The 18,758-nt window shown below is 70.6% G+C and carries 15 protein-coding genes; 8 read left to right on the top strand and 7 right to left on the bottom strand.

Annotated features, from left to right (window positions below):
- The first annotated feature begins 7 nt into the window (after positions 1–7).
- From OG322_RS37950 to OG322_RS37935, 4 genes are all read left to right on the top strand, one after another.
- Positions 8–1,546, top strand: coding sequence for a GMC family oxidoreductase (locus tag OG322_RS37950; protein ID WP_123465342.1), 1,539 nt, complete (start codon positions 8–10; stop codon positions 1,544–1,546).
- The gene (locus OG322_RS37945; RefSeq protein WP_241200333.1) at positions 1,543–2,592 is read left to right on the top strand and encodes a quaternary amine ABC transporter ATP-binding protein; all 1,050 of its coding nucleotides are present in this window, start codon (positions 1,543–1,545) and stop codon (positions 2,590–2,592) included. Before OG322_RS37950 ends, OG322_RS37945 begins: the two co-directional genes overlap by 4 nt.
- A 109-nt stretch (positions 2,593–2,701) precedes the next feature.
- Positions 2,702–4,660: an ABC transporter permease gene (locus OG322_RS37940; protein WP_329307561.1), complete on the top strand. Its 1,959-nt coding sequence runs from the start codon at positions 2,702–2,704 to the stop codon at positions 4,658–4,660.
- Between the two features lies 1 nt (position 4,661).
- Positions 4,662–5,627 (top strand): ABC transporter substrate-binding protein, encoded by a 966-nt coding sequence (locus OG322_RS37935; protein ID WP_123465338.1) that lies wholly within the window; start codon positions 4,662–4,664, stop codon positions 5,625–5,627.
- Between the two features lie 118 nt (positions 5,628–5,745).
- Here the strand turns inward: OG322_RS37935 and OG322_RS37930 are convergent, their stop codons facing one another.
- The 4 genes from OG322_RS37930 to OG322_RS37915 form a co-directional block, all read right to left on the bottom strand.
- A complete protein-coding gene (locus OG322_RS37930; RefSeq protein ID WP_123465336.1) occupies positions 5,746–5,982 on the bottom strand; it encodes a hypothetical protein in 237 nt (78 codons plus the stop codon).
- A 7-nt stretch (positions 5,983–5,989) separates the two neighbouring features.
- Entirely contained in the window at positions 5,990–6,664 is a 675-nt protein-coding gene (locus OG322_RS37925; protein WP_123465334.1) for a TNT domain-containing protein, read from the bottom strand.
- Positions 6,665–6,782: 118 nt separating this feature from the next.
- Positions 6,783–8,615, bottom strand: a complete 1,833-nt coding sequence (locus OG322_RS37920) for an ATP-binding SpoIIE family protein phosphatase (RefSeq protein ID WP_123465332.1) — start codon at positions 8,613–8,615, stop codon at positions 6,783–6,785.
- Between the two features lie 187 nt (positions 8,616–8,802).
- Positions 8,803–8,964, bottom strand: coding sequence for a hypothetical protein (locus tag OG322_RS37915; RefSeq protein WP_164494445.1), 162 nt, complete (start codon positions 8,962–8,964; stop codon positions 8,803–8,805).
- A 189-nt stretch (positions 8,965–9,153) separates the two neighbouring features.
- Here OG322_RS37915 and OG322_RS37910 point away from each other — a divergent pair, with 189 nt between their 5' ends.
- The 3 genes from OG322_RS37910 (at position 9,154) to OG322_RS37900 (ending at position 14,263) form a co-directional block, all read left to right on the top strand.
- Positions 9,154–10,812 (top strand): FAD-dependent oxidoreductase, encoded by a 1,659-nt coding sequence (locus tag OG322_RS37910; RefSeq protein WP_123465330.1) that lies wholly within the window; start codon positions 9,154–9,156, stop codon positions 10,810–10,812.
- A complete protein-coding gene (locus OG322_RS37905; protein ID WP_123465328.1) occupies positions 10,809–12,287 on the top strand; it encodes an ATP-binding protein in 1,479 nt (492 codons plus the stop codon). Before OG322_RS37910 ends, OG322_RS37905 begins: the two co-directional genes overlap by 4 nt.
- 74 nt (positions 12,288–12,361) lie before the next feature.
- Positions 12,362–14,263 (top strand): ABC transporter ATP-binding protein, encoded by a 1,902-nt coding sequence (locus tag OG322_RS37900; protein WP_123465326.1) that lies wholly within the window; start codon positions 12,362–12,364, stop codon positions 14,261–14,263.
- Between the two features lie 67 nt (positions 14,264–14,330).
- Here OG322_RS37900 and OG322_RS37895 read toward each other — a convergent pair whose 3' ends face one another.
- Complete coding sequence (locus OG322_RS37895) at positions 14,331–15,155, bottom strand: PepSY domain-containing protein (protein WP_123465324.1); 825 nt, start codon at positions 15,153–15,155, stop codon at positions 14,331–14,333.
- 78 nt (positions 15,156–15,233) lie between these two features.
- Positions 15,234–16,631, bottom strand: coding sequence for an APC family permease (locus OG322_RS37890; protein WP_124285896.1), 1,398 nt, complete (start codon positions 16,629–16,631; stop codon positions 15,234–15,236).
- A 368-nt stretch (positions 16,632–16,999) separates the two neighbouring features.
- Between OG322_RS37890 and OG322_RS37885 the strand changes: the two genes are divergently transcribed.
- Positions 17,000–17,317 carry a hypothetical protein gene (locus tag OG322_RS37885; RefSeq protein WP_123465320.1) on the top strand — a complete coding sequence of 106 codons (318 nt, stop codon included), beginning with the start codon at positions 17,000–17,002 and terminating at the stop codon, positions 17,315–17,317.
- Positions 17,318–17,679: 362 nt separating this feature from the next.
- Here OG322_RS37885 and OG322_RS37875 read toward each other — a convergent pair whose 3' ends face one another.
- On the bottom strand, positions 17,680–18,717 hold the full coding sequence (locus OG322_RS37875; protein WP_123465318.1) for an ABC transporter substrate-binding protein: 1,038 nt from the start codon (positions 18,715–18,717) through the stop codon (positions 17,680–17,682).
- Positions 18,718–18,758 lie beyond the last annotated feature (41 nt).

The following is an 18,758-nucleotide window of genomic DNA, read 5'->3' as shown; positions in this document are numbered from 1 at the left end:
AGAGGCGATGGAGAACACGACCCAGTACGACTACGTCATCGTCGGCGGCGGCACCGCGGGCTCGGTGATCGCTTCCCGGCTCACCGAGGACCCCGACATCACCGTCGCCCTCATCGAGGGCGGACCCAGTGACGTGGGCCGGGACGACGTCCTGACGCTGCGCCGCTGGATGGGCCTCCTCGGCGGCGAACTGGACTACGACTACCCCACGACCGAGCAGCCCCGGGGCAATTCGAACATCCGGCACAGCAGGGCCAGGGTGCTCGGTGGATGTTCGTCCCACAACACCCTGATCGCCTTCAAGCCACTGCCGTCCGACTGGGACGAGTGGGCCGCGGCCGGCGCGGAGGGCTGGGACGCCTCGTCGATGGACCCGTACTTCCACCGGCTGCGCAACAACATCGTCCCCGTCGACGAGGCGGACCGCAACGCCATCGCCCGCGACTTCGTCGACACGGCGCAGACGACGCTCGGGGTACCGCGCGTCGAGGGCTTCAACAAGGCGGCCTTCCAGGACGGTGTGGGGTTCTTCGACCTCGCCTACCATCCCGAGAACAACAAGCGCTCCTCCGCCTCGGTCGCGTATCTGCACCCGTTCCTCGACCGGCCGAACCTCCATATCGCCCTGGAGACCTGGGCGTTCCGGCTGGAGCTCGACGGCCGCCGCGCGACCGGGGTGCGGGTGCGAACCGCGGACGGCGAGGAGCGTCTCGTCCGCGCCCGGCGCGAAGTGGTGGTGTGCGCGGGCGCGGTGGACACCCCGCGGCTGCTGATGCACTCCGGGATCGGTCACCGCGCGGAGCTGGAGAAGCTCGGCATTCCCGTGGTGCACGACCTGCCCGGTGTCGGCGAGAACCTGCTCGACCACCCCGAGTCGGTCATCGTCTGGGAGACGCACGGGCCGATCCCCGAGAACTCCGCGATGGACAGCGACGCCGGGCTGTTCGTACGGCGGGACCCCGAGAGCCCGGGACCCGACCTGATGTTCCACTTCTACCAGATTCCGTTCACGGACAATCCGGAGCGGCTCGGGTACGAGCGTCCTGAGCACGGAGTGTCCATGACGCCGAACATCCCGAAGCCGCGCAGCCGCGGGCGCCTCTATCTGACCAGCCCCGATCCCGAGGTCAAACCTGCCCTGGACTTCCGCTACTTCACCGACGCGCAGGACTACGACGGGCGGACGCTCGTCGACGGAATCAGGATCGCCCGTGAGATCGCCGCGCGGGAACCACTGGCCGGCTGGCTGAAGCGCGAGGTCTGCCCGGGGCCCGAGGTCACCTCGGACGAGGATCTGAGCGAGTACGCGCGCAGGGTCGCGCACACCGTCTACCACCCGGCGGGAACGTGCCGGATGGGCGCGGCCGACGACGCGCTCGCCGTGGTCGCACCCGACCTGCGCATCCGTGGCCTGGACGCCGTCCGGATAGCCGACGCGTCGGTCTTCCCGACGATGACGACCGTCAACCCGATGATCGGGGTGCTGATGGTCGGGGAAAAATGCGCAGATCTGCTCGGCGCCACTACTGGGGGTCATGCCCGATGAACACACCGCCGCACGTCTTCTCAGTGAACAACCTCTGGAAGGTCTTCGGACCGAAGGCCGACCGGGTGCCGGGTGACGCCGAACTGGCCGAGCTCGACGGCGCCGAACTGCGCGAGCGAACCGGCTGCACAGCCGCCGTGCGCGATGTCTCGTTCGACGTCCGCAAGGGCGAGGTGTTCGTCGTGATGGGCCTGTCCGGGTCCGGGAAGTCCACTCTCGTACGCTGCCTCACCCGGCTCATCGAACCGACGTCCGGTGAGATCACCATGGACGGCGAGGACGTGCTGTCGATGAACGCCGGACGGCTGCGTGAACTGCGCCGCCACCGTGCGGCCATGGTCTTCCAGCACTTCGGTCTGCTGCCGCACCGCTCGGTCGTCGACAATGTCGCGTACGGGCTGGAGATCCAGGGCATGGGCCGGGCCCAACGGCGGGCTCGGGCGGCGGAGTTCATCACCAAGGTGGGCCTCGAGGGTCTGGAGAACCGCCGCCCCGGGCAGCTCTCCGGCGGTCAGCAGCAGCGGGTCGGGCTGGCGCGGGCACTCGCCGTCGATCCCGAAGTGCTGCTGTTCGACGAGCCGTTCAGCGCCCTCGACCCGCTCATCCGACGGGACATGCAGGAGGAGGTCGTCCGGCTGCACCGCGAGGAGGGCCGCACGATGGTCTTCATCACCCATGACCTGAACGAGGCGCTGAAGCTCGGTGACCGTATAGCCCTGATGCGGGACGGCCGGATCGTGCAACTGGGCACTCCGGAGGAGATCGTGGGATCGCCGGCCGACGACTACGTCCGGGACTTCGTCCGCGACGTTCCGCGCGAACAGGTCCTGACCGTGCGGGCGGCGATGCGTCCCGCCGACGGCGCGGAGAGCGTCTCGGGTCCGGCGCTGACACCGGGTACCACGGTCTCCGAGGCGATCGAGGCGGTCGTCCGCACCGGCGAGACCGCGCGTGTGGTCGACGGGGGCCGCTGCCTGGGCGTGGTCGACCACGCATGCCTGCTCGGCGTCGTGGCCGGGATTCCGGCCGTGAAGGAGGCCGCGTGATGCGGACAGTCCATGCACCGGCCCCGCCGCGCCGCGCCGCCGCACGGTGCCCGCGGCACGGGGCGCGGCCGGCCGCGATGCCCGGCGCCATGAGCGTGAGGTGCCCGCGATGACCGCGACCGCCACTACCGCACGACCCACCGAGTTCGGCTCCTCCGGGTCCGTTGTCTCCCTCGCACGGCACCGCACCGCTCTCCTGCTGGCCGCGGCGGTCGCGCTGCTGGTACTGGGCACCTTCCTCATCGGCGGGGGTGCGTGGCCGGGGGATCTCACCGTCGACCTCACCGGTCCGCTCGGCAGCGTCAGCGACTGGATCATCGACAACCGCGACACCCACCCGCTGTTCCTCTACTTCTTCGGGCACATCAGCAACGGCGTCGTGCTCTCGGTGCGCGGTGTCTACCTGGTCCTGCTCGCCGCCGGCTGGGCGGGTGTCACGGCCGCCGCCGGACTGATCGCCTGGCGGGTGGCGGGCGTCGGGCTCGCGCTGTCCGCCGTCGTCGCCTTCCTCCTCTGCGGGCTTCTCGGCATGTGGGTGCCCACCATGCAGACCCTGGCGCTGATGGTGGTCGCGGTCCTGGTCTCCGTGGCGTTCGGAGCGCTCCTCGGCCTGGCCGCGGGGCTGTCGGACCGGATCTTCCGCATGTTGCGGCCGGTGCTCGACACCATGCAGGTGATGCCGGCCTTCGCGTATCTGCTGCCGGTGGTGCTCGTCTTCGGCATAGGTGTGCCGGCCGCCGTGCTGGCGACCGTCGTCTACGCGGCGCCGCCGATGGCCCGGCTGACCGCTCTCGGGCTGCGCGGCGCCGACGCGGGCGTCATGGAGGCCGCGGCCTCACTCGGTGCCACGGGACGGCAGCGGCTGCTGACGGCCCGGCTTCCGCTGGCGCGCAAGGAGCTGCTGCTCGGTCTCAACCAGACGATCATGATGGCCCTCTCGATGGCCGTCATCGCCTCCGTGATCGGCGCCGGCGGTCTCGGTGACCGCGTCTACCAGGCGCTCGCCTCCGTCGATGTCGGTGCCGCGCTCGCGGCCGGTATCCCGATCGTGCTGCTCGCCGTGGTCCTCGACCGGGTCACCGGCGCGGCCGGCAACGGACTCGACACCGCGCCGCGGACCGGATCCGCCCGGCTGGGCTGGGCCGTCGCCGCGGCCGGCACCGTGCTCGTCGCCGTGGTGGCACGCCTCGCCTCCGGGACGACCTGGCCGGGCGGCTGGACGGTCGCCGTCGCCGAGCCCGTCAACAGGGCCGTCGGCTGGATGACCGACCACCTGTACTCCGGCGTCCCGGTCATCGGCGGCACGGCGGACTGGGCCGGACGTTTCACCACCTGGGTCCTGGACCCGGTGCGCGACGGACTGCAGTGGCTGCCCTGGTGGTCCGTGCTGCTGCTGACCGCCGTGCTCGCCATGCTGATCGGCACCTGGCGCACCACGGTGACCGCCGTCCTCGCGATGGCCGCCATCGGGGTACTCGGTGTCTGGGACCCGGCGCTCGACACGCTCTCCCAGGTGCTGGCCGGTGTCGCGGTGACCCTGGTGGCCGGTTTCGCCGTCGGGATCGCCGCCTCCCGCAGCGAACGGGTGGAACGGCTGCTGCGTCCGGTGCTGGACGTGTTCCAGACCATGCCGCAGTTCGTCTATCTCATCCCCGTCGTCGCCCTGTTCGGCGTCGGCCGTGCACCGGCGGTGGCCGCCGCCGTCATCTACGCGCTGCCCGCCGTCGTCCGCATCACCACCCAGGGCCTGAACGGCGTCGACCCGGTCACCATGGAGTCCTCGCGCTCCCTCGGCGCGACCGGCGTCCAGCAACTGCTGAAGGTCCAGCTTCCGCTGGCACGCCCCGCGCTGCTCCTCGCCGTGAACCAGGGCGTCGTCCTGGTGCTCGCCGTGGTGGTCATCGGGGGTCTCGTCGGCGGGGGCGCGCTCGGCTACGCCGCGGTGTTCGGCCTCGCGCAGGGCGATCTGGCGACCGGGCTGGTAGCCGGCGCCGCGATCGTCATGCTCGGCCTGGTGCTCGACCGCGTCACCCAGCCGACCGGGCGTCACTCCGGAAAGGGGGCCTGAGATGGCTCGTCCGCGTACTCCGCTCATCGCGCTCGTCTCCGCCACGGCCCTGGTCGCCGTGGCCGGCTGCGGCGCGGCCGACATGACACAGCAGTCCTCGCCGTTCGCCAACGCGCAGGGCGCCAGGACCGTGACCCTGTCCGTGCAGTCGTGGGTCGGCGCCCAGGCGAACGTGGCCGTCGCCCAGTACCTCCTGGAGCACGAGCTGGGCTACCGCGTCGACACCGTCCAGATCGACGAGGTGCCCGCCTGGGACGCCCTCAGCCAGGGCAGGGTCGACGCGATCCTGGAGGACTGGGGTCATCCGGACCAGGAGGCGCGTTACGTCAAGGACAAGAAGACGATCAGTCCGGGCGGCGAGCTCGGGGTCACCGGTCACATCGGCTGGTTCGTCCCGACGTACTTCGCCAGGGAACACCCCGACGTCACGGACTGGCACAACCTCGACAAGTACGCCGACCGGTTCCGCACCGCGGAGAGCGGGGGCAAGGGCCAGTTGCTGGACGGCTCTCCGTCCTACGTCACCAATGACAAGGCGCTCGTGCAGAATCTCGGTCTGGACTACCAGGTCGTGTTCTCCGGGTCGGAAGCTGCGCAGATCACGCAGATCAAGCAGTTCGCCAAGGAGAAGAAGCCCTTCCTCTCCTACTGGTACAAGCCGCAGTGGCTGTTCGAGAAGGTGCCGATGACGGAGGTGAAGCTGCCGCCGTACAAGGACGGCTGCGACGCCGACGTGAAGAAGGTCAAGTGCGCCTACCCGCAGACTCCGCTGAAGAAGTACCTCAACGCCCGCTTCGCCGGCAGCGGCGGGAAGGCGGCCCGGTTCCTGAAGAACTTCTCCTGGAGTACCGAGGACCAGAACGAGGTCGCCCTGCTGATCGCCGATCGGAAGCTGTCGCCCGAGGACGCGGCGAAGAAGTGGGTGGACGGGAACGAGCAGAAGTGGCGGGCCTGGATTCCCCGCTGACGATGCCGCTGCGGTCCCGGCCACCGGCGAATCGGCCGTAGCCGCGCGGCGCCCCGGCGGGGCAGGCCGACCGGACGGATCCCGTCCGGTCGGCCTGCCGGGCGCCGGTACCCGCACGCTACGTAACCAGCAGGTGGAGCAGGTGGGCGCAGCCGGCCGATTCGCTCGGGTGCCGGGCGATCACCTCGTACGTACCGCGTTCGTACGCCCCGGTCTCCCATGCCCCGTCGGACGCCTGCCGCAGGAACAGGAAGTCGGTGGGGGTGGGGGCCGGTTCATGGACTCCCTCGATGCGGTAGTAGCCGTCGGCCACTCCCGCGGCGCTCAGCGCGGCCCGCAGTTCCCGGCGTTCCACGCCGGTGCTAGGCGGCGGGAGCGAGGTAGCCGTGCTCCAGCAGCCACTTGACGTTCAGCCGCTGACCCTCGCCCGGGTCGAGGAAGACCGCGTCGAGCTTGATCTGCCGGCCTCCGCCCGACTGTTCGAACCAGGGGGCGATGCTGCCCTGCCAGACCCAGAAGGGCTTGGCGACCTTGTACACCCGGTAGTCGCAGGGGAAGGCCGCTTCGCGGGTGTTGAGGTTCTGCGGCGGCAGTGCCCGCTCCGCGTACGAGTCACCGGCCGGGGCCAGGTAGCCGCCGTACTCCGAGCCGAAGCGGTCCAGGCGCTGGCCGGGGCGCAGCTTCGACGGCTCCTTGTCGATCCGGCCGTTGACCTCGCCGAAGCCGTCGTTGGGCGGGTACTTCCAGCTGCCGGAGTCGGCGGGCCCTTCCCAGTACTTCTTCAGGAAGGCCTGCGGGGAGAGGCCCCCGGTGCGCTGGTAGCCCTTCAGGAGCGGGCCCACGGGAGCCCGGTTCTTGTTCGGCAGCCACTGGGGGCCGAGCCGGGCGTCGTCGTGGAACTCGCCGGTGCAGGGCTCGTGCCGGGCCGTGCTGCCGGCGGGCCGGTTCTCCGGCTTCGCCGCGGCGCTCGCCGCGGGGGCCGTGATCAGTCCGGCGGTGATGCCCAGCGCGGCAAGTACCGTGCGCATACGGTGCATTCGGATGTCCCCTCAAGTACTGATGATCTACCAGTGAGGTGACAAAGAGTATCCGCACGATCACCCTGAGATTCGACACCATGCCGTTTCGCGCACCAGGGGCATGCCGTGTCCGGTCTCAGACCGTGGCGCCGCCCCCGGTGTCGGCCGGGGGTCCCTCGGTGAGCGCGAACCAGGCGGTCTTGCCCTCGGGTTCGGGCCGCACCCCCCACTGGTCGGCCAGGATGTCCAGGAGCAGCAGCCCCCGTCCCGACGAGGCCAGTTCGACCGGAGTCCGCTGGTGCGGCAGTTCGTCGCCGCGGTCCATGACCTCGACGAGCAGCCGGCGCCGGCCGGTCTCGCCGGTGACGTAGGCGTTGAGTGAGCCGTCCTGATCGGTGTGCACGAGTACGTTGCCGAGCAGTTCCGTCGCCAGGAGCACCGCGGTGTCCACCTGGTCCGGGCGCGCCCAGTCGTAGAGCAGCGCCTTCAGTTCGGCGCGTGCCTCGGACAGTCCCTCGCCCTGGTCCTGCCCGATGGTCAGCACCAGCCGGCGCTGGTTCACCTCGACGCGCGGCTGTCCGGAGTCGCGGCGCAGGAGCAGGAGGGCGATGTCGTCGCCGTCGCGTGCGGCGGCGCCCTCCCGGGCCCCGGGTCCGGGGCTGAGTACGGCCGACATCAGCCGGTCGGCCATCCCTTCGAGGTCCTCGGCGGGGCCGGGTGAGAACGCGTCGCGCAGCCGTACCCAGCCGCTGTACATGTCATGGCCGCCGTTCTCGATCAGGCCGTCCGTGCACAGCATCAGGACCTCGCCTTCGTGCAGGCGCAGGATGTCGACGGGGTAGTCCTCCTCGCCGGGCATCAGCCCGAGCGGCAGGCCGCCGCTGATGTGCTTGATCAGACAGGTGCCGTCCGGCGTGCGCAGTACCGGGTGCGGGTGGCCGGCGCGTGCGATGTGCAGGTCGCCGGTGGACGGGTCGGCCTCGATGTAGAGGCAGGTGGCGAACCGGTCCTCGTCGAGGGTGGTCAGGAAGCGCGAGGCCCGTGCCAGTACGGCGTCCGGTCCGTGCCCCTCGGCGGCGTACGCGTGCACGGCCGTGCGAAGCTGGGCCATCAGCCCCGCGGCGTGCACATCGTGTCCCTGCACGTCGCCGATGACCAGGGCGAGGCGGCCGTTGGGCAGGTCGATGCTGTCGTACCAGTCCCCGCCGGCCATGAGCCCTCCCCCGGTCGGCACGTAGCGCGTCGCGACACTCAGGCCGGTCAGGGCCGGACCGGCGGCGCGCATGCTCCCCCGCAGGCCACGGGAGAGGGCCAGTTCCGCTCTGCCGGCCCGGGCGCGTTCGAGGACCTGGGCGATCATCCGGCCGGTCACGGTCAGCAGGGTGCGCTCGCTCTTCGTGAAGGCCACCGGTGAGCGGAAGGCCGCGAGCCACACTCCGACGACCCGCCCGGCGGTCACGAGCGGCAGGAAGGCCCACGCATCGCGGTCCTTGCGGGCCGACATGTGCCAGCCGGCCGGGAATCGGCTGCGGTACTCATGCGTCGAGGCCAGAAACACCGCGCGGCCGGTTCTGGCGACCTCGGCGGCCGGGTGGCCGGTCGTCATCGGCAGCCGGAATCCCTGGTCGACTCCGCCGCCGGGGCTGAATCCGTACTGCGCCAGGGCGCTGAGCGAATCGTCGCCGACGCCGAACACGCTCTGGCCGTCCAGCGGGAAGTCCGGCGCGTACAGCCCGGCCGCCAGCCTCAGCGCCTCGTCGAGCGAGCCGGACTCCGCGACCGTGTGACCGGCGGACAGCAGGAGCGAGTCGCGGCGCCTGGCCGCCTCGCCGGGCCGGATGGCGTCGGCAGCGGGCCCCGGGCCGCCCGGCGGCGCCGGGGAAGGGGCTTCCATCCGGTTCAGCGCGGCGATCTGGTCAAGCTCGGCCTCGAACTCGTCCGGCGGCGGTTCTTGCCGTTCACCACCCATCCGGCATCCCTTCGTCCCGATGTCCCTCGCCGCCTGTTCGTTCCATGCTCCGACGGGGGAGCCCGGTCCGCAGTGCGAGAGGCCGTGACGGCGCACGGCGCGGGGCCGTGCCGGGTGCCGGAACGCGGAAGATCGAAGGGGTCGCATGGACCGGGGGCAGTGCCGCCCGAACGGGGCCGGTCAGCTGCTACCGGTACGCCGCCGACCTGCGCACATCGCTGAAGTCGACGGCCCGGTCGGCCTCGCGCAGAGTCTCCTCAGCCACTCGGCGCACCTCCGCCAGGACGTCCCCGTGCTCCTCCACGAGACCGGCGTAGATCGGTGCCTCGGAACTGTCTGTGAAACTCACGTCGAACTGCCTCAATCGGTTGGGTATGCCATCGTTCGGCCGGAAACAGGGGCTGATTCTACGTGGTCCGCCGTCGGGACCGCGGGCGGCACCGAGGAGTGAGCGTTCCGCCGCGGACCGGCCTCTGCCGGCTCCCCCGCTTTCGATCCTCCGCCGCCGTTTTCGCGTCCGTGCGGGAATGATGGAGCCATGGCGAATCCCACGATTCTGAGCGTCGACGACGACCCGGCGGTCTCCCGGGCGGTCGCCCGCGACCTCCGTCGTCAGTACGGCGACCGCTACCGCATCGTGCGGGCGCTCTCCGGTGGCGACGCCCTCGACGCGCTGCGCGAGATCAAGCTCCGCGGCGACCGGCTGGCCCTGATGCTGGCCGACTACCGGATGCCGCACATGAACGGCATCGAGTTCCTGGAAGCGGCGATGGACCTGTTCCCGCTGGCCCGCCGGGTGCTGCTGACCGCCTACTCGGACACCGAGGCGGCCATCGACGCGATCAACGTCGTGGACCTGGACCACTACCTCCTCAAGCCCTGGAGCCCGCCGGAACAGCATCTCTACCCGGTGATCGACAGTCTGCTGGAGCTGTGGCACGCGACACCGGATCCGGGCGAGACTGAGATCAGGGTGGTCGGGCACCGCTGGTCGGCACCGTCGTTCGCGGTCCGCGACTTCCTCACCCGCAATCTGGTGCCCTACCGGTGGCTGCTGTCGGACGAGCCGGAGGGGCTGCGGCTGCTGGCCGCCGCGGGGCTGTCCGCGGCGGACGTGCCGCTGGTCGTCACCCCGGAGGGGAAGCCCCTGGTCTCCCCCACCGAGCGGGAGCTCGCCGCGCAGGCCGGGCTCAGTACCGTGCCGGCTTCGGACTTCTACGACCTGGCGGTGGTGGGCGGCGGACCGGCCGGACTGGGCGCGGCCGTCTACGGTGCCTCGGAGGGGCTGCGCACCATCCTGGTGGAGGAGCGGGCCACCGGCGGGCAGGCCGGGCAGAGCAGCCGGATCGAGAACTACCTCGGCTTCCCCGACGGTGTCTCCGGATCACAGCTCACCGACCGGGCCCGCCGCCAGGCGCTGAAGTTCGGCGCGGAGATCCTGAGCGCCCAGCGGGTCGTCGCACTGGAGGCGGCAGGGGCGGGCCGGGTGCTGCATCTCGGTCCGGACAGCTCGATCGCCGCGCACACCGTGGTGCTGGCCACCGGCGTCTCCTACCGGCGGCTGGCCGCCACCGGGCTGGACGAGTTCGCCGGGGCGGGTGTCTTCTACGGCTCCGCCGTCACCGAGGCACCGAGCTGTTCCGGAGAGGACGTCTATATCGTCGGCGGCGCCAATTCCGCGGGCCAGGCGGCGGTCCATTTCTCGCGCTACGCACGGCGGGTCCACATCCTCGTGCGCCAGGGCGATCTAACGCGTTCGATGTCCAGCTACCTGATCGACCAGATCAACGGCATCGGCACCATCGAGATCCACCCGTGGACCGAGGTGTCGGGCGGTGTGGGCGAGGGGCATCTGCAGCAGCTCACCCTGCGCGACAGCCGCTCCGGCGCGGAGCGCACCGTGGCCGCCTCGTGGCTGTTCGTCTTCATCGGGGCCGAGCCGCACACGCAGTGGCTGGAGGGGGTCGTCACGCGCGACGAGCACGGGTTCGTCGTGACCGGACCGGATCTGGTTGCCGGGGGCGACCGTCCGGCCGGCTGGCGGCTGCCGAGGGACCCGTACCACCTGGAGTCGAGCGTGCCTGGTGTGTTCGCCGCGGGGGATGTGCGTTCCTCGTCGGTGAAGCGGGTCGCTTCGGCCGTCGGCGAGGGAGCCATGGCGGTCTCCCTGGTGCACCGTTATCTGGAGGCGCAGTGACCGAGTCGGACCGGCTGTCACCGGAGCAGTTGCGGACCCTGTTCCTGTTCGAGGAGCTGAGCGACGAGCAGCTCGGCTGGCTGGCGGAGCGGGGCCGTACCGAACGGCGCCCGGCCGGCGGGGTGGTGTACGAGGAGGGCGAGGACGCCACCTGCTTCTATGTGCTGCTCGGCGGGGCGATCGCGCTCAGCCGCGTGCTGCACGGCGACGACGTGGAGGTGAACCGCACCGATCAGCGCGGGGTGTACACGGGTGCGACCCGCGCGTACCTCGGTGACCGGGTCGAGCAGCGGTACGCCCACACGTTGCGGGCGGTCACCGACGCCGATTTCTTCGTACTGCCGGCGCGGGAGTTCGCGTACGCGGTGAGGACTTGGTTCCCGATGGCGCTGCATCTGCTGGACGGCCTGTTCTTCGGTACCCGGGCGGCCAACGCGATCGTCAGCGAGCGCGAGCGGCTGCTGGCCCTGGCCTCGCTGTCGGCGGGCCTCACCCACGAGCTGAACAATCCCGCGGCCGCCGCCGTGCGGGCCACGGCGGCGCTGCGGGAACGGGTCGCGGGGATGCGCCACAAGCTCGCCATGATCGCCGACGGCCGGCTGGACGGCTCCGAACTGCACCGGCTCGTCGAGCTCCAGGACGACGCGGTGCACCGGGCCGCCGAGGCAACCGGACTGCCCGCCCTGGCCGCCGCCGACGCCGAGGACAGCGTCGGGGACTGGCTGGAGGAACACGGGGTCGCGGACGGCTGGGACCTGGCACCCACCCTGGTCTCCGCGGACATCGGCGTTCCGTGGCTGTCCTCGGCCGCCGAGGCCATCGGAACGGACAATCTCGGCTCCACGGTCCACTGGCTGGCGTACACGGTGGACGCGGAGCTGCTGATGGGTGAGATCGACGACGCCGTGACCCGTATCTCGGGCCTGGTCGGCGCCGCCCAGCAGTACGCCCAGCTGGACCGGGCGCCGCAGCAGACGGTGGATGTGCACACCCTGCTGGACGCCACCCTGACGATGCTCCAGGCGAAGATCCCCTCCGGGGTCCGGGTGGTCAGGAGTTACGACCGTGAGCTGCCGCCCATCTCGGCGTTCGGCGCCGAGCTCAACCAGGTGTGGACCAATCTGATCGTCAACGCGGTCGACGCCATGCCGGACGGCGGCACGCTGACGATCCGGACCTGGCGGGAGGACTCCCGGCTGCTCGTCGAGGTGGCCGACACCGGCACCGGCATCCCGGCCGCGATCAGGCCGCGGATCTTCGAGCCGTTCTTCACGACCAAACCGGTCGGTGAGGGCACCGGACTGGGGCTGGACATCTCCTACCGCATTGTCGTGAACAAGCACCGCGGCGACATCCGGGTCTCCTCGGAGCCGGGCGATACCCGGTTTCAGGTGTGCCTGCCGATCGGTCCGCCGGACGAGAGTCAAGATCCTGCGCCGGGCGCGGAGAAGGCGGTTGACCTCAAGTCACCTTGAGACCTTAGCGTTCTGTCTGCGCCCCGGGCCGTGTCCGGCCTCCGGGAGCATCAACCCGTTCCCGGAGGCACCGCATGAGTATGGAAGTCACCGCTTGGTCATCGCTGCACAGTGCGATGAACGCCCAACAGGACCGCCGGCCCTTCTCCAGGGCCACCGTGCGCCGGATCGGCTCCTTCGCCCGGCCGCGGCGCCGTGAGCTCTACCGCTTCCTCGTGCTGAGCGTGGTCACCGCCCTGCTGGCGGTGGCCACGCCGGTGCTGGCCGGGCGGGTGGTCGACGCGATCGTGCAGGGCAAGGAGAGCGGGACGGTGATCCGGCTGGCCCTGCTGATCGCCGTCATCGCCGTGGCCGAGGCGGCGCTCGGCCTGCTGACCCGCCTGCTGTCGGCGACCCTCGGCGAGGGGCTGATCCTGGACCTGCGCACAGCGGTCTTCGACCATGTGCAGCGGATGCCGGTCGCCTTCTTCACCCGGACCCGCACCGGCGCCCTGGTGAGCCGGCTCAACAACGATGTCATCGGGGCGCAGAGGGCGTTCAGCAACACGTTGTCGGGTGTGGCCTCCAACCTGGTCACCCTGTTGCTGACCCTCGGGGTGATGCTCACCATCTCGTGGCAGATCACGCTGCTCGCGCTCGTCCTGCTGCCGGTGTTCGTCGTGCCCGCGCGGCGGATGGGTTCCAGAATGGCCCGGATGCAGCGTGAGGCCGCCGGTCACAACGCCGCCATGGGCACCCAGATGACCGAACGTTTCTCGGCCCCCGGCGCGACCCTGGTCAAGCTCTTCGGCAGGCCGGCCGACGAGTCCGCCGAATTCGCCGCCCGCGCGAGCAGGGTCCGGGACATCGGTATCCGTACGGCCATGGCGCAGTCGACGTTCATCACGGCGCTCACCCTGGTGTCCGCGCTGGCTCTCGCGCTCGTCTACGGACTCGGTGGCTACTACGCGTTGCGCGGCAGTCTGGAACCGGGGGCGGTCGTGGCGCTCGCTCTGCTGCTCACCCGGCTCTATGCCCCGCTGACGGCGCTGGCCGGTGCCCGGGTCGAGGTGATGAGCGCCCTGGTGAGCTTCGAGCGGGTCTTCGAGATCCTCGACCTGAAGCCGCTGATCGCCGAGAAGCCGGATGCCCGCAAGGTGCCGGAGGGGCCGGTGTCGGTGGAGTTCGACGGCGTCTCCTTCGGGTACCCGTCCGCCGACAAGGTCTCCCTCGCCTCCCTCGAAGAGGTCGCGACGCTCGATTCCCGGGGCGGTACGCAGGTCCTGCACGAGGTCTCCTTCCGGGCCGAACCCGGCCGGATGGTCGCCTTGGTCGGCTCCTCCGGCGCCGGCAAGTCGACGATCGCTCAGCTGCTGCCCCGGCTGTACGACGCCGATGCCGGCTCGGTACGGCTGAACGGCGTCGACGTACGCGATCTGACCGCCGAGTCGATCCGCGAGACGCTCGGGATGGTCACCCAGGACGGGCACCTCTTCCATGAGTCGGTCCGCGCCAATCTCGTCCTCGCCAGGCCCGGGGCGACCGAGGACGACATCTGGGACGCCCTGCGCCGCTCCCGCCTCGACGGGCTGGTGGCCTCGCTGCCCGACGGGCTCGACACGGTGGTGGGCGAGCGCGGCTACCGGCTCTCGGGCGGTGAGCGCCAGCGGCTGACCATCGCCCGGCTGCTGCTGGCCCGTCAGCGCGTCGTCATCCTCGACGAGGCGACCGCGCACCTGGACTCGACCTCGGAGGCCGCCGTGCAGGAGGCGCTGGCCGAGGCGCTGGAGGGACGTACCGCCGTGGTGATCGCCCACCGGCTCTCGACCGTGCGGGCGGCCGACCTGATCCTGGTCATCGAGGAGGGCCGGGTGGCGGAACGCGGTACGCACACCGAACTGCTGGCCGCGGGCGGGCGGTACGAGGAGCTGTACCGGACGCAGTTCGAGTCGCCGACGGCGGACGAGGCACACCCGGAGTCCGTCCCGGCCGAATGACATGGCAGTGCCCCCGGTCCGTGCGGGCCGGGGGCGGCTTTCCGTGGGACGCGGTGCCGTGGAGGTGTCAGTCGTTGTCGACGTGCTCACCGGTGACGGAGCCACTGGCCGCGTCCACGTCGACGGTGGTCTTTTTCCAGTCCTTGGTGACGACGTCGACGGACCAGACGAGGACGTTGTTGTCGTTGTCTTCGAGATCGACGGACGTCACGGTGCCCTTGGCCTTGTCCGCCGCGACCTTGGCCGCCTGCTGCGGCGTCTGCGTGGCCTTGGCGATCCGGTCGGCCGTCCGGCTCTTCTCCTGCGCGTCCTGGCCCTGGTCCTCGAAGGACTGGAGGACCTTGCCGGAGACCGCGTCGATGCGCACGGTGTGCTCGGTGCCGTCCTTCGCGGCGACGGTCGCGACCCATTCCGGGCCGGTGGAGGCGGGGCTCGCGGACGGGGAGCCGGTTCCCGAGGGGGACGCGCTGGAGCCGCTCGGTGAGGGACTGGCACCGGTCGGGGAACCGCTGGGGCTCGCGGACGGGGACTCGTCGGTGCCGCCCGACTTCCCCGGACCCTTCAGGTCGATCTCGATCAGCTTGCTTCCTGCGACGGCTCCCTCGGCCGTGGTGACGGCCTTGTCGAAGGCGATCTTGGTGGAGGCCAGCAGCTTCTTGCGCTTCTCCTGGTCCTGGGTCAGCGAAGCGCTCGGGCTGGGCGAGTGGCTGGCCGTCCGCTCCGGGACGGCGCGCGCGGCTTCGGAGGTCTCCGTCGCCGTCGACGTGCTGCCGCTGTCCTGGCCGCAGCCGGTGAGCAGGGCGGCGGTCAGGACGACGCAGGCGGCACCGGCCGCGCGGAGGCGGTGGGCACGGAGGAGTCCGGTGTTCTTCGGTCGGGAATCACATGTCATGCCGACATGCCTAACCGCGGTGCGGCTCAGGCATGTGGGGTGACGGGTCGGAGTCACCCGATCAACCGCGTTCCGGTCTCAGACCTGTTCGTCCTCCGGAACGCTGACCAGCCAGCGGGTCTCCCGGCGGGGCCGCAGATACAGCGCCCAGTAGAGCGTGGCGGCTGCGGTGATCCCGCCCGTCCACACGAGGTACTCGGTGTCCTGCCGGGTCAGGATGTACGCGAGCACGACGATGAGCAGCACGGGTATCGCGGGCCACAGCGGCATGCGCCAGGCCGCGGCCCCGCGGTGCGCGCCGCGTCGGCAGAGCAGGGCGGCCACGGCCACCAGCAGGTACATGGCGGTGACCGAGACCCCGGTGACGCCGTAGAGGGTGTCGAGGTTGACGAAGCAGAGGGCGGCGCCCGGCACACCGACGATCAGCGTCGCGACCCACGGCGAGCCGAACCGGCCGAGCCGGGACAGGGCGTGGTTGACCGGGGCGGGCCAGGCCTTGTCGCGGGCGGAGGCGTACAGCACCCGGGAGTTCTGGATGACCATGACGATGCCGGCGTTGATGATGGCGAGGGCGACGCAGAGGCTGACGAACGTGCCCACGGCCGAGTTGGACCAGGCCCGGACCATGCCGCTCAGGTCGCCCGTGGTCAGGGCCGCGAGGTCGGGGGCGCCCAGCGTGATGGCGATGACGGGGACGAGGATGACCGCGGTCGAGATCGCCAGGGTGGCGAGGACGGTGCGGGCCACATTGCGCCGCGGGTCCTCCAGCTCCTCGGAGAGGTAGACGGCCGTGGAGAAGCCCTGCGTGATGAAGAGGGCGATGGCGAGACCGGAGATCACCATCATGGCGGTGACGGTGGAACCCGTGCCTCCGGACGGGGCCACCGAGCCGTGCAGCAGCGCGGAGGCGCCCCGCTCGGAATGGGCGAGACCGAGCACGGCGACGACGCCCGCCGCGATCACTTCCAGCACGAGGAAGATCCCGGTGATCCACGCGTTCGCGCGCAGGTCGAGGAGGCCCGCGAGCGTGGCGAGGAGCATCACGCCCGCACCGGCGAGGGGGGCCGGGATGTGCACCACGGGAGAGAGGTAGTCGGCGGTCCCCATGGCGATGACCGGGGGCACGATCATCACGACGAGCAGCGAGAGCACGAACACGAGCCAGCCGGCGAGCCGTCCCGCCATCGTCGACACCATGGCGTACTCGCCGCCGGCGCTCGGGATGAGGGTGCCCAGCTCGCAGTAGCAGAAGGCCACCGCGATGCAGAGCAGCGAGCCGACGGCGATGGTGAGGGCCGTGTAGGTGCCGAGGGTGGCGAACAGGTCGGGCACGACCACGAAGAGGGTGGAGGCGGGTGTCACGCAGGAGAGCGTGAGCAGGGTGCCACCGACGACGCCGATGGAACGCTTGAGTTTCTGCGGGGTGGGTCCGGTCGCGGGGGCCGGCGCCGGGGGAGCGCTGAGCGTGTCGGTCATCGTGGCGGTTTCCGATCAACAGGTGCGAGATCTGAGCGCGGGAGCGGTATCGCCTCCGGACGAGGGGTGGTGGGTGGTTCCGTTACTCCCGGCGCGTCATGCAATACCGACGCGTTCCGCAGGTCAAGAGCTCTTTTGCTTCGAAATTCGTTGCCGATCGACCTCCAGTCAACGGTTTGACGTCAAAATCGCGTCAGGGCAACGGGATCGGCCACTGCGGTAACCGCAGCGGCGGCGCACAGAAAGTTTCGTTCAAATCCGTGGACCGTCCGGAGCGGCACGGTGCGCGACGGACCGATTGCCCGCGCGCCACGGGATATTGGTTCCCGCGGGTCGCGATTCAGCCCCTTTGGTGCGAGCCTGGATACATGACCTGGGCGTCCTGGACGACTCGCGGAATCTATTCGGGGCACGGTGGCGTGCTCACCGAGGAGGTCGGGCCGCTGTCCGGCGACCTGACCGTCCACACCACATGGGCCGAGGACACGGCACAGATCACCGTGCAGTACACCGGCGCCGCCGACTGGTTCACCATGTCGGGCAGCCCCGTGCCGTGCTCTTCGGAGGAGGAGAGCCGCGCGCTGCACGAGGCCGTGGTGAAGGCTGTCCGGCTCGGGTCCGCGGCCACGGTGCCGGCTCCTGCCCCGGAGCCGGACCGGCAGACCGGCGAAATCGCCTCGGAGTAACCGCGTACCGTCCTACTGATCGTTTCGCAACACCGTCCGACGGCAACTCGACAGCCTGCGCGCCGAGACGTCCGTGCGGTACGGGGTGGTGGGCGGCATCGCCCACCACCACCCGGTCTCCTCCACCGCCCGCCTGCCAGGCCGGCGGTGACTCGGCGGATGGACTCAGGAGGCGGATGGACTCAGGATGAGCTGCGCGCACGACTGCGGAAGGCCGGACCCGCAGGCGGCATCGCGACCCTGGCCCAGGCCACGACCGCGATCTCCGCCTGTCTGGCCGCCGAGCGTCGACCGACGTAGTCGATACCCGTCGGCGCGCCCGCACGCGGAGGCGTACGAGCGCGCGGGCGGGCACCGGTGTGTCAGTGCGCCTTCTTCACGAACTCCGTGGTGTACGTCTTGGAGAGGTCCACGTCCGCGTTCTTGAGGTTGGGGTTGAAGGCCTTCAGGACCCGCTCGACGGTGGCCGGCCCGTCCGGGGGCATCACCCCGTCCGTGGTGAACATCGGCAGGGTGTTCTTGATGGACTGCGCGTAGAGCGCCGCGCCGCCGCCCTGCGCGTAGTCGGCCGGCATCTTCGCGGCGATCTCGTCCGCACTGTGGGTGGACATCCACTTCAGGGTCTTCACGAAGGCGTTGGCCAGCTTCTGCACGGTCGCCTTGTGGCCGTTGACCCAGTCGGTCTGCATGTAGAGGCTGGAGGACGGGTAGAGCCCGCCGAGCGCCTTCTTGGAGCCTTCCGGGGTCCGCATGTCGATGAGGATCCTGCCCAGCTTCTTGTCCAGGATGGTGGCCACGGTCGGGTCGGTCGTCATGCCGCCCTGGATGGAGCCCTGCTGGAGCGCGGAGATGAACGTCTGGCCGGCTCCGACCGCGACGGGCGTGAACTCGCTGGTCTGCACTCCGTTCTTCACGGCGAGGTACTTCGTCAGGAAGTCGGTCGAGGAGCCGAGTCCCGTCACGCCCAGCTTCTTGCCCTTGAAGTCCTTCGCCGAGCCGATGTCGCCCGCCGCCTTGTTGGAGACCATCTCGACCTCACCCGGAGCCTGGGAGAACTGGACCACCGACTCGACGTGCTTGCCCTTCACCTGGAGGTCGAGGGTGTGGTCGTAGAAGCCGACGGTGCCCTGCACGTCGCCGGAGACCAGCGCGGTCTCCGCCTGGACGCCGGCGGGCTCGGTCAGCAACTGGACCGCGACGCCCTCGTCCTTGAAGTAGCCGAGCCGCTCGGTGAGCATCGCGGGCAGGTAGATGACCTTGTCCAGGCCGCCCACCATGATCTTGACCCTGTCGTTCTTGTCGCCGGACGCGGAGGTGGAGTCGCCTCCGCAGGCGGTCAGGCTCGCCGCGGCGAGCACTCCGGCGACGGCGAGTGCCGGGATCCGGGGGGACATACGCATCTGGTTCACGTCCTTGTGAAGAGGGTTCCCGGGAGGGGAGG

The sequence above is a fragment of the Streptomyces sp. NBC_01260 genome (assembly GCF_036226405.1).
Taxonomy (GTDB): domain Bacteria; phylum Actinomycetota; class Actinomycetes; order Streptomycetales; family Streptomycetaceae; genus Streptomyces; species Streptomyces laculatispora.
The sequence above is the reverse complement of the archived record's forward strand: the minus strand, read 5'-3'. Positions and strand labels throughout refer to the sequence as shown.

Excerpts from the sequence above, each read along its gene's own strand:
- OG322_RS37950 (WP_123465342.1), top strand. The coding sequence starts at position 8 with ATGGAGAACACGACCCAGTACGACTACGTCATCGTCGGCGGCGGCACC.
- OG322_RS37945 (WP_241200333.1), top strand. The coding sequence starts at position 1,543 with ATGAACACACCGCCGCACGTCTTCTCAGTGAACAACCTCTGGAAGGTC.
- OG322_RS37940 (WP_329307561.1), top strand. The coding sequence starts at position 2,702 with ATGACCGCGACCGCCACTACCGCACGACCCACCGAGTTCGGCTCCTCC.
- OG322_RS37935 (WP_123465338.1), top strand. The coding sequence starts at position 4,662 with ATGGCTCGTCCGCGTACTCCGCTCATCGCGCTCGTCTCCGCCACGGCC.
- OG322_RS37925 (WP_123465334.1), bottom strand. The coding sequence starts at position 6,664 with ATGCACCGTATGCGCACGGTACTTGCCGCGCTGGGCATCACCGCCGGA.
- OG322_RS37920 (WP_123465332.1), bottom strand. The coding sequence starts at position 8,615 with ATGGGTGGTGAACGGCAAGAACCGCCGCCGGACGAGTTCGAGGCCGAG.
- OG322_RS37910 (WP_123465330.1), top strand. The coding sequence starts at position 9,154 with ATGGCGAATCCCACGATTCTGAGCGTCGACGACGACCCGGCGGTCTCC.
- OG322_RS37900 (WP_123465326.1), top strand. The coding sequence starts at position 12,362 with ATGAGTATGGAAGTCACCGCTTGGTCATCGCTGCACAGTGCGATGAAC.
- OG322_RS37895 (WP_123465324.1), bottom strand. The coding sequence starts at position 15,155 with ATGACATGTGATTCCCGACCGAAGAACACCGGACTCCTCCGTGCCCAC.
- OG322_RS37890 (WP_124285896.1), bottom strand. The coding sequence starts at position 16,631 with ATGACCGACACGCTCAGCGCTCCCCCGGCGCCGGCCCCCGCGACCGGA.
- OG322_RS37885 (WP_123465320.1), top strand. The coding sequence starts at position 17,000 with ATGACCTGGGCGTCCTGGACGACTCGCGGAATCTATTCGGGGCACGGT.
- OG322_RS37875 (WP_123465318.1), bottom strand. The coding sequence starts at position 18,717 with ATGCGTATGTCCCCCCGGATCCCGGCACTCGCCGTCGCCGGAGTGCTC.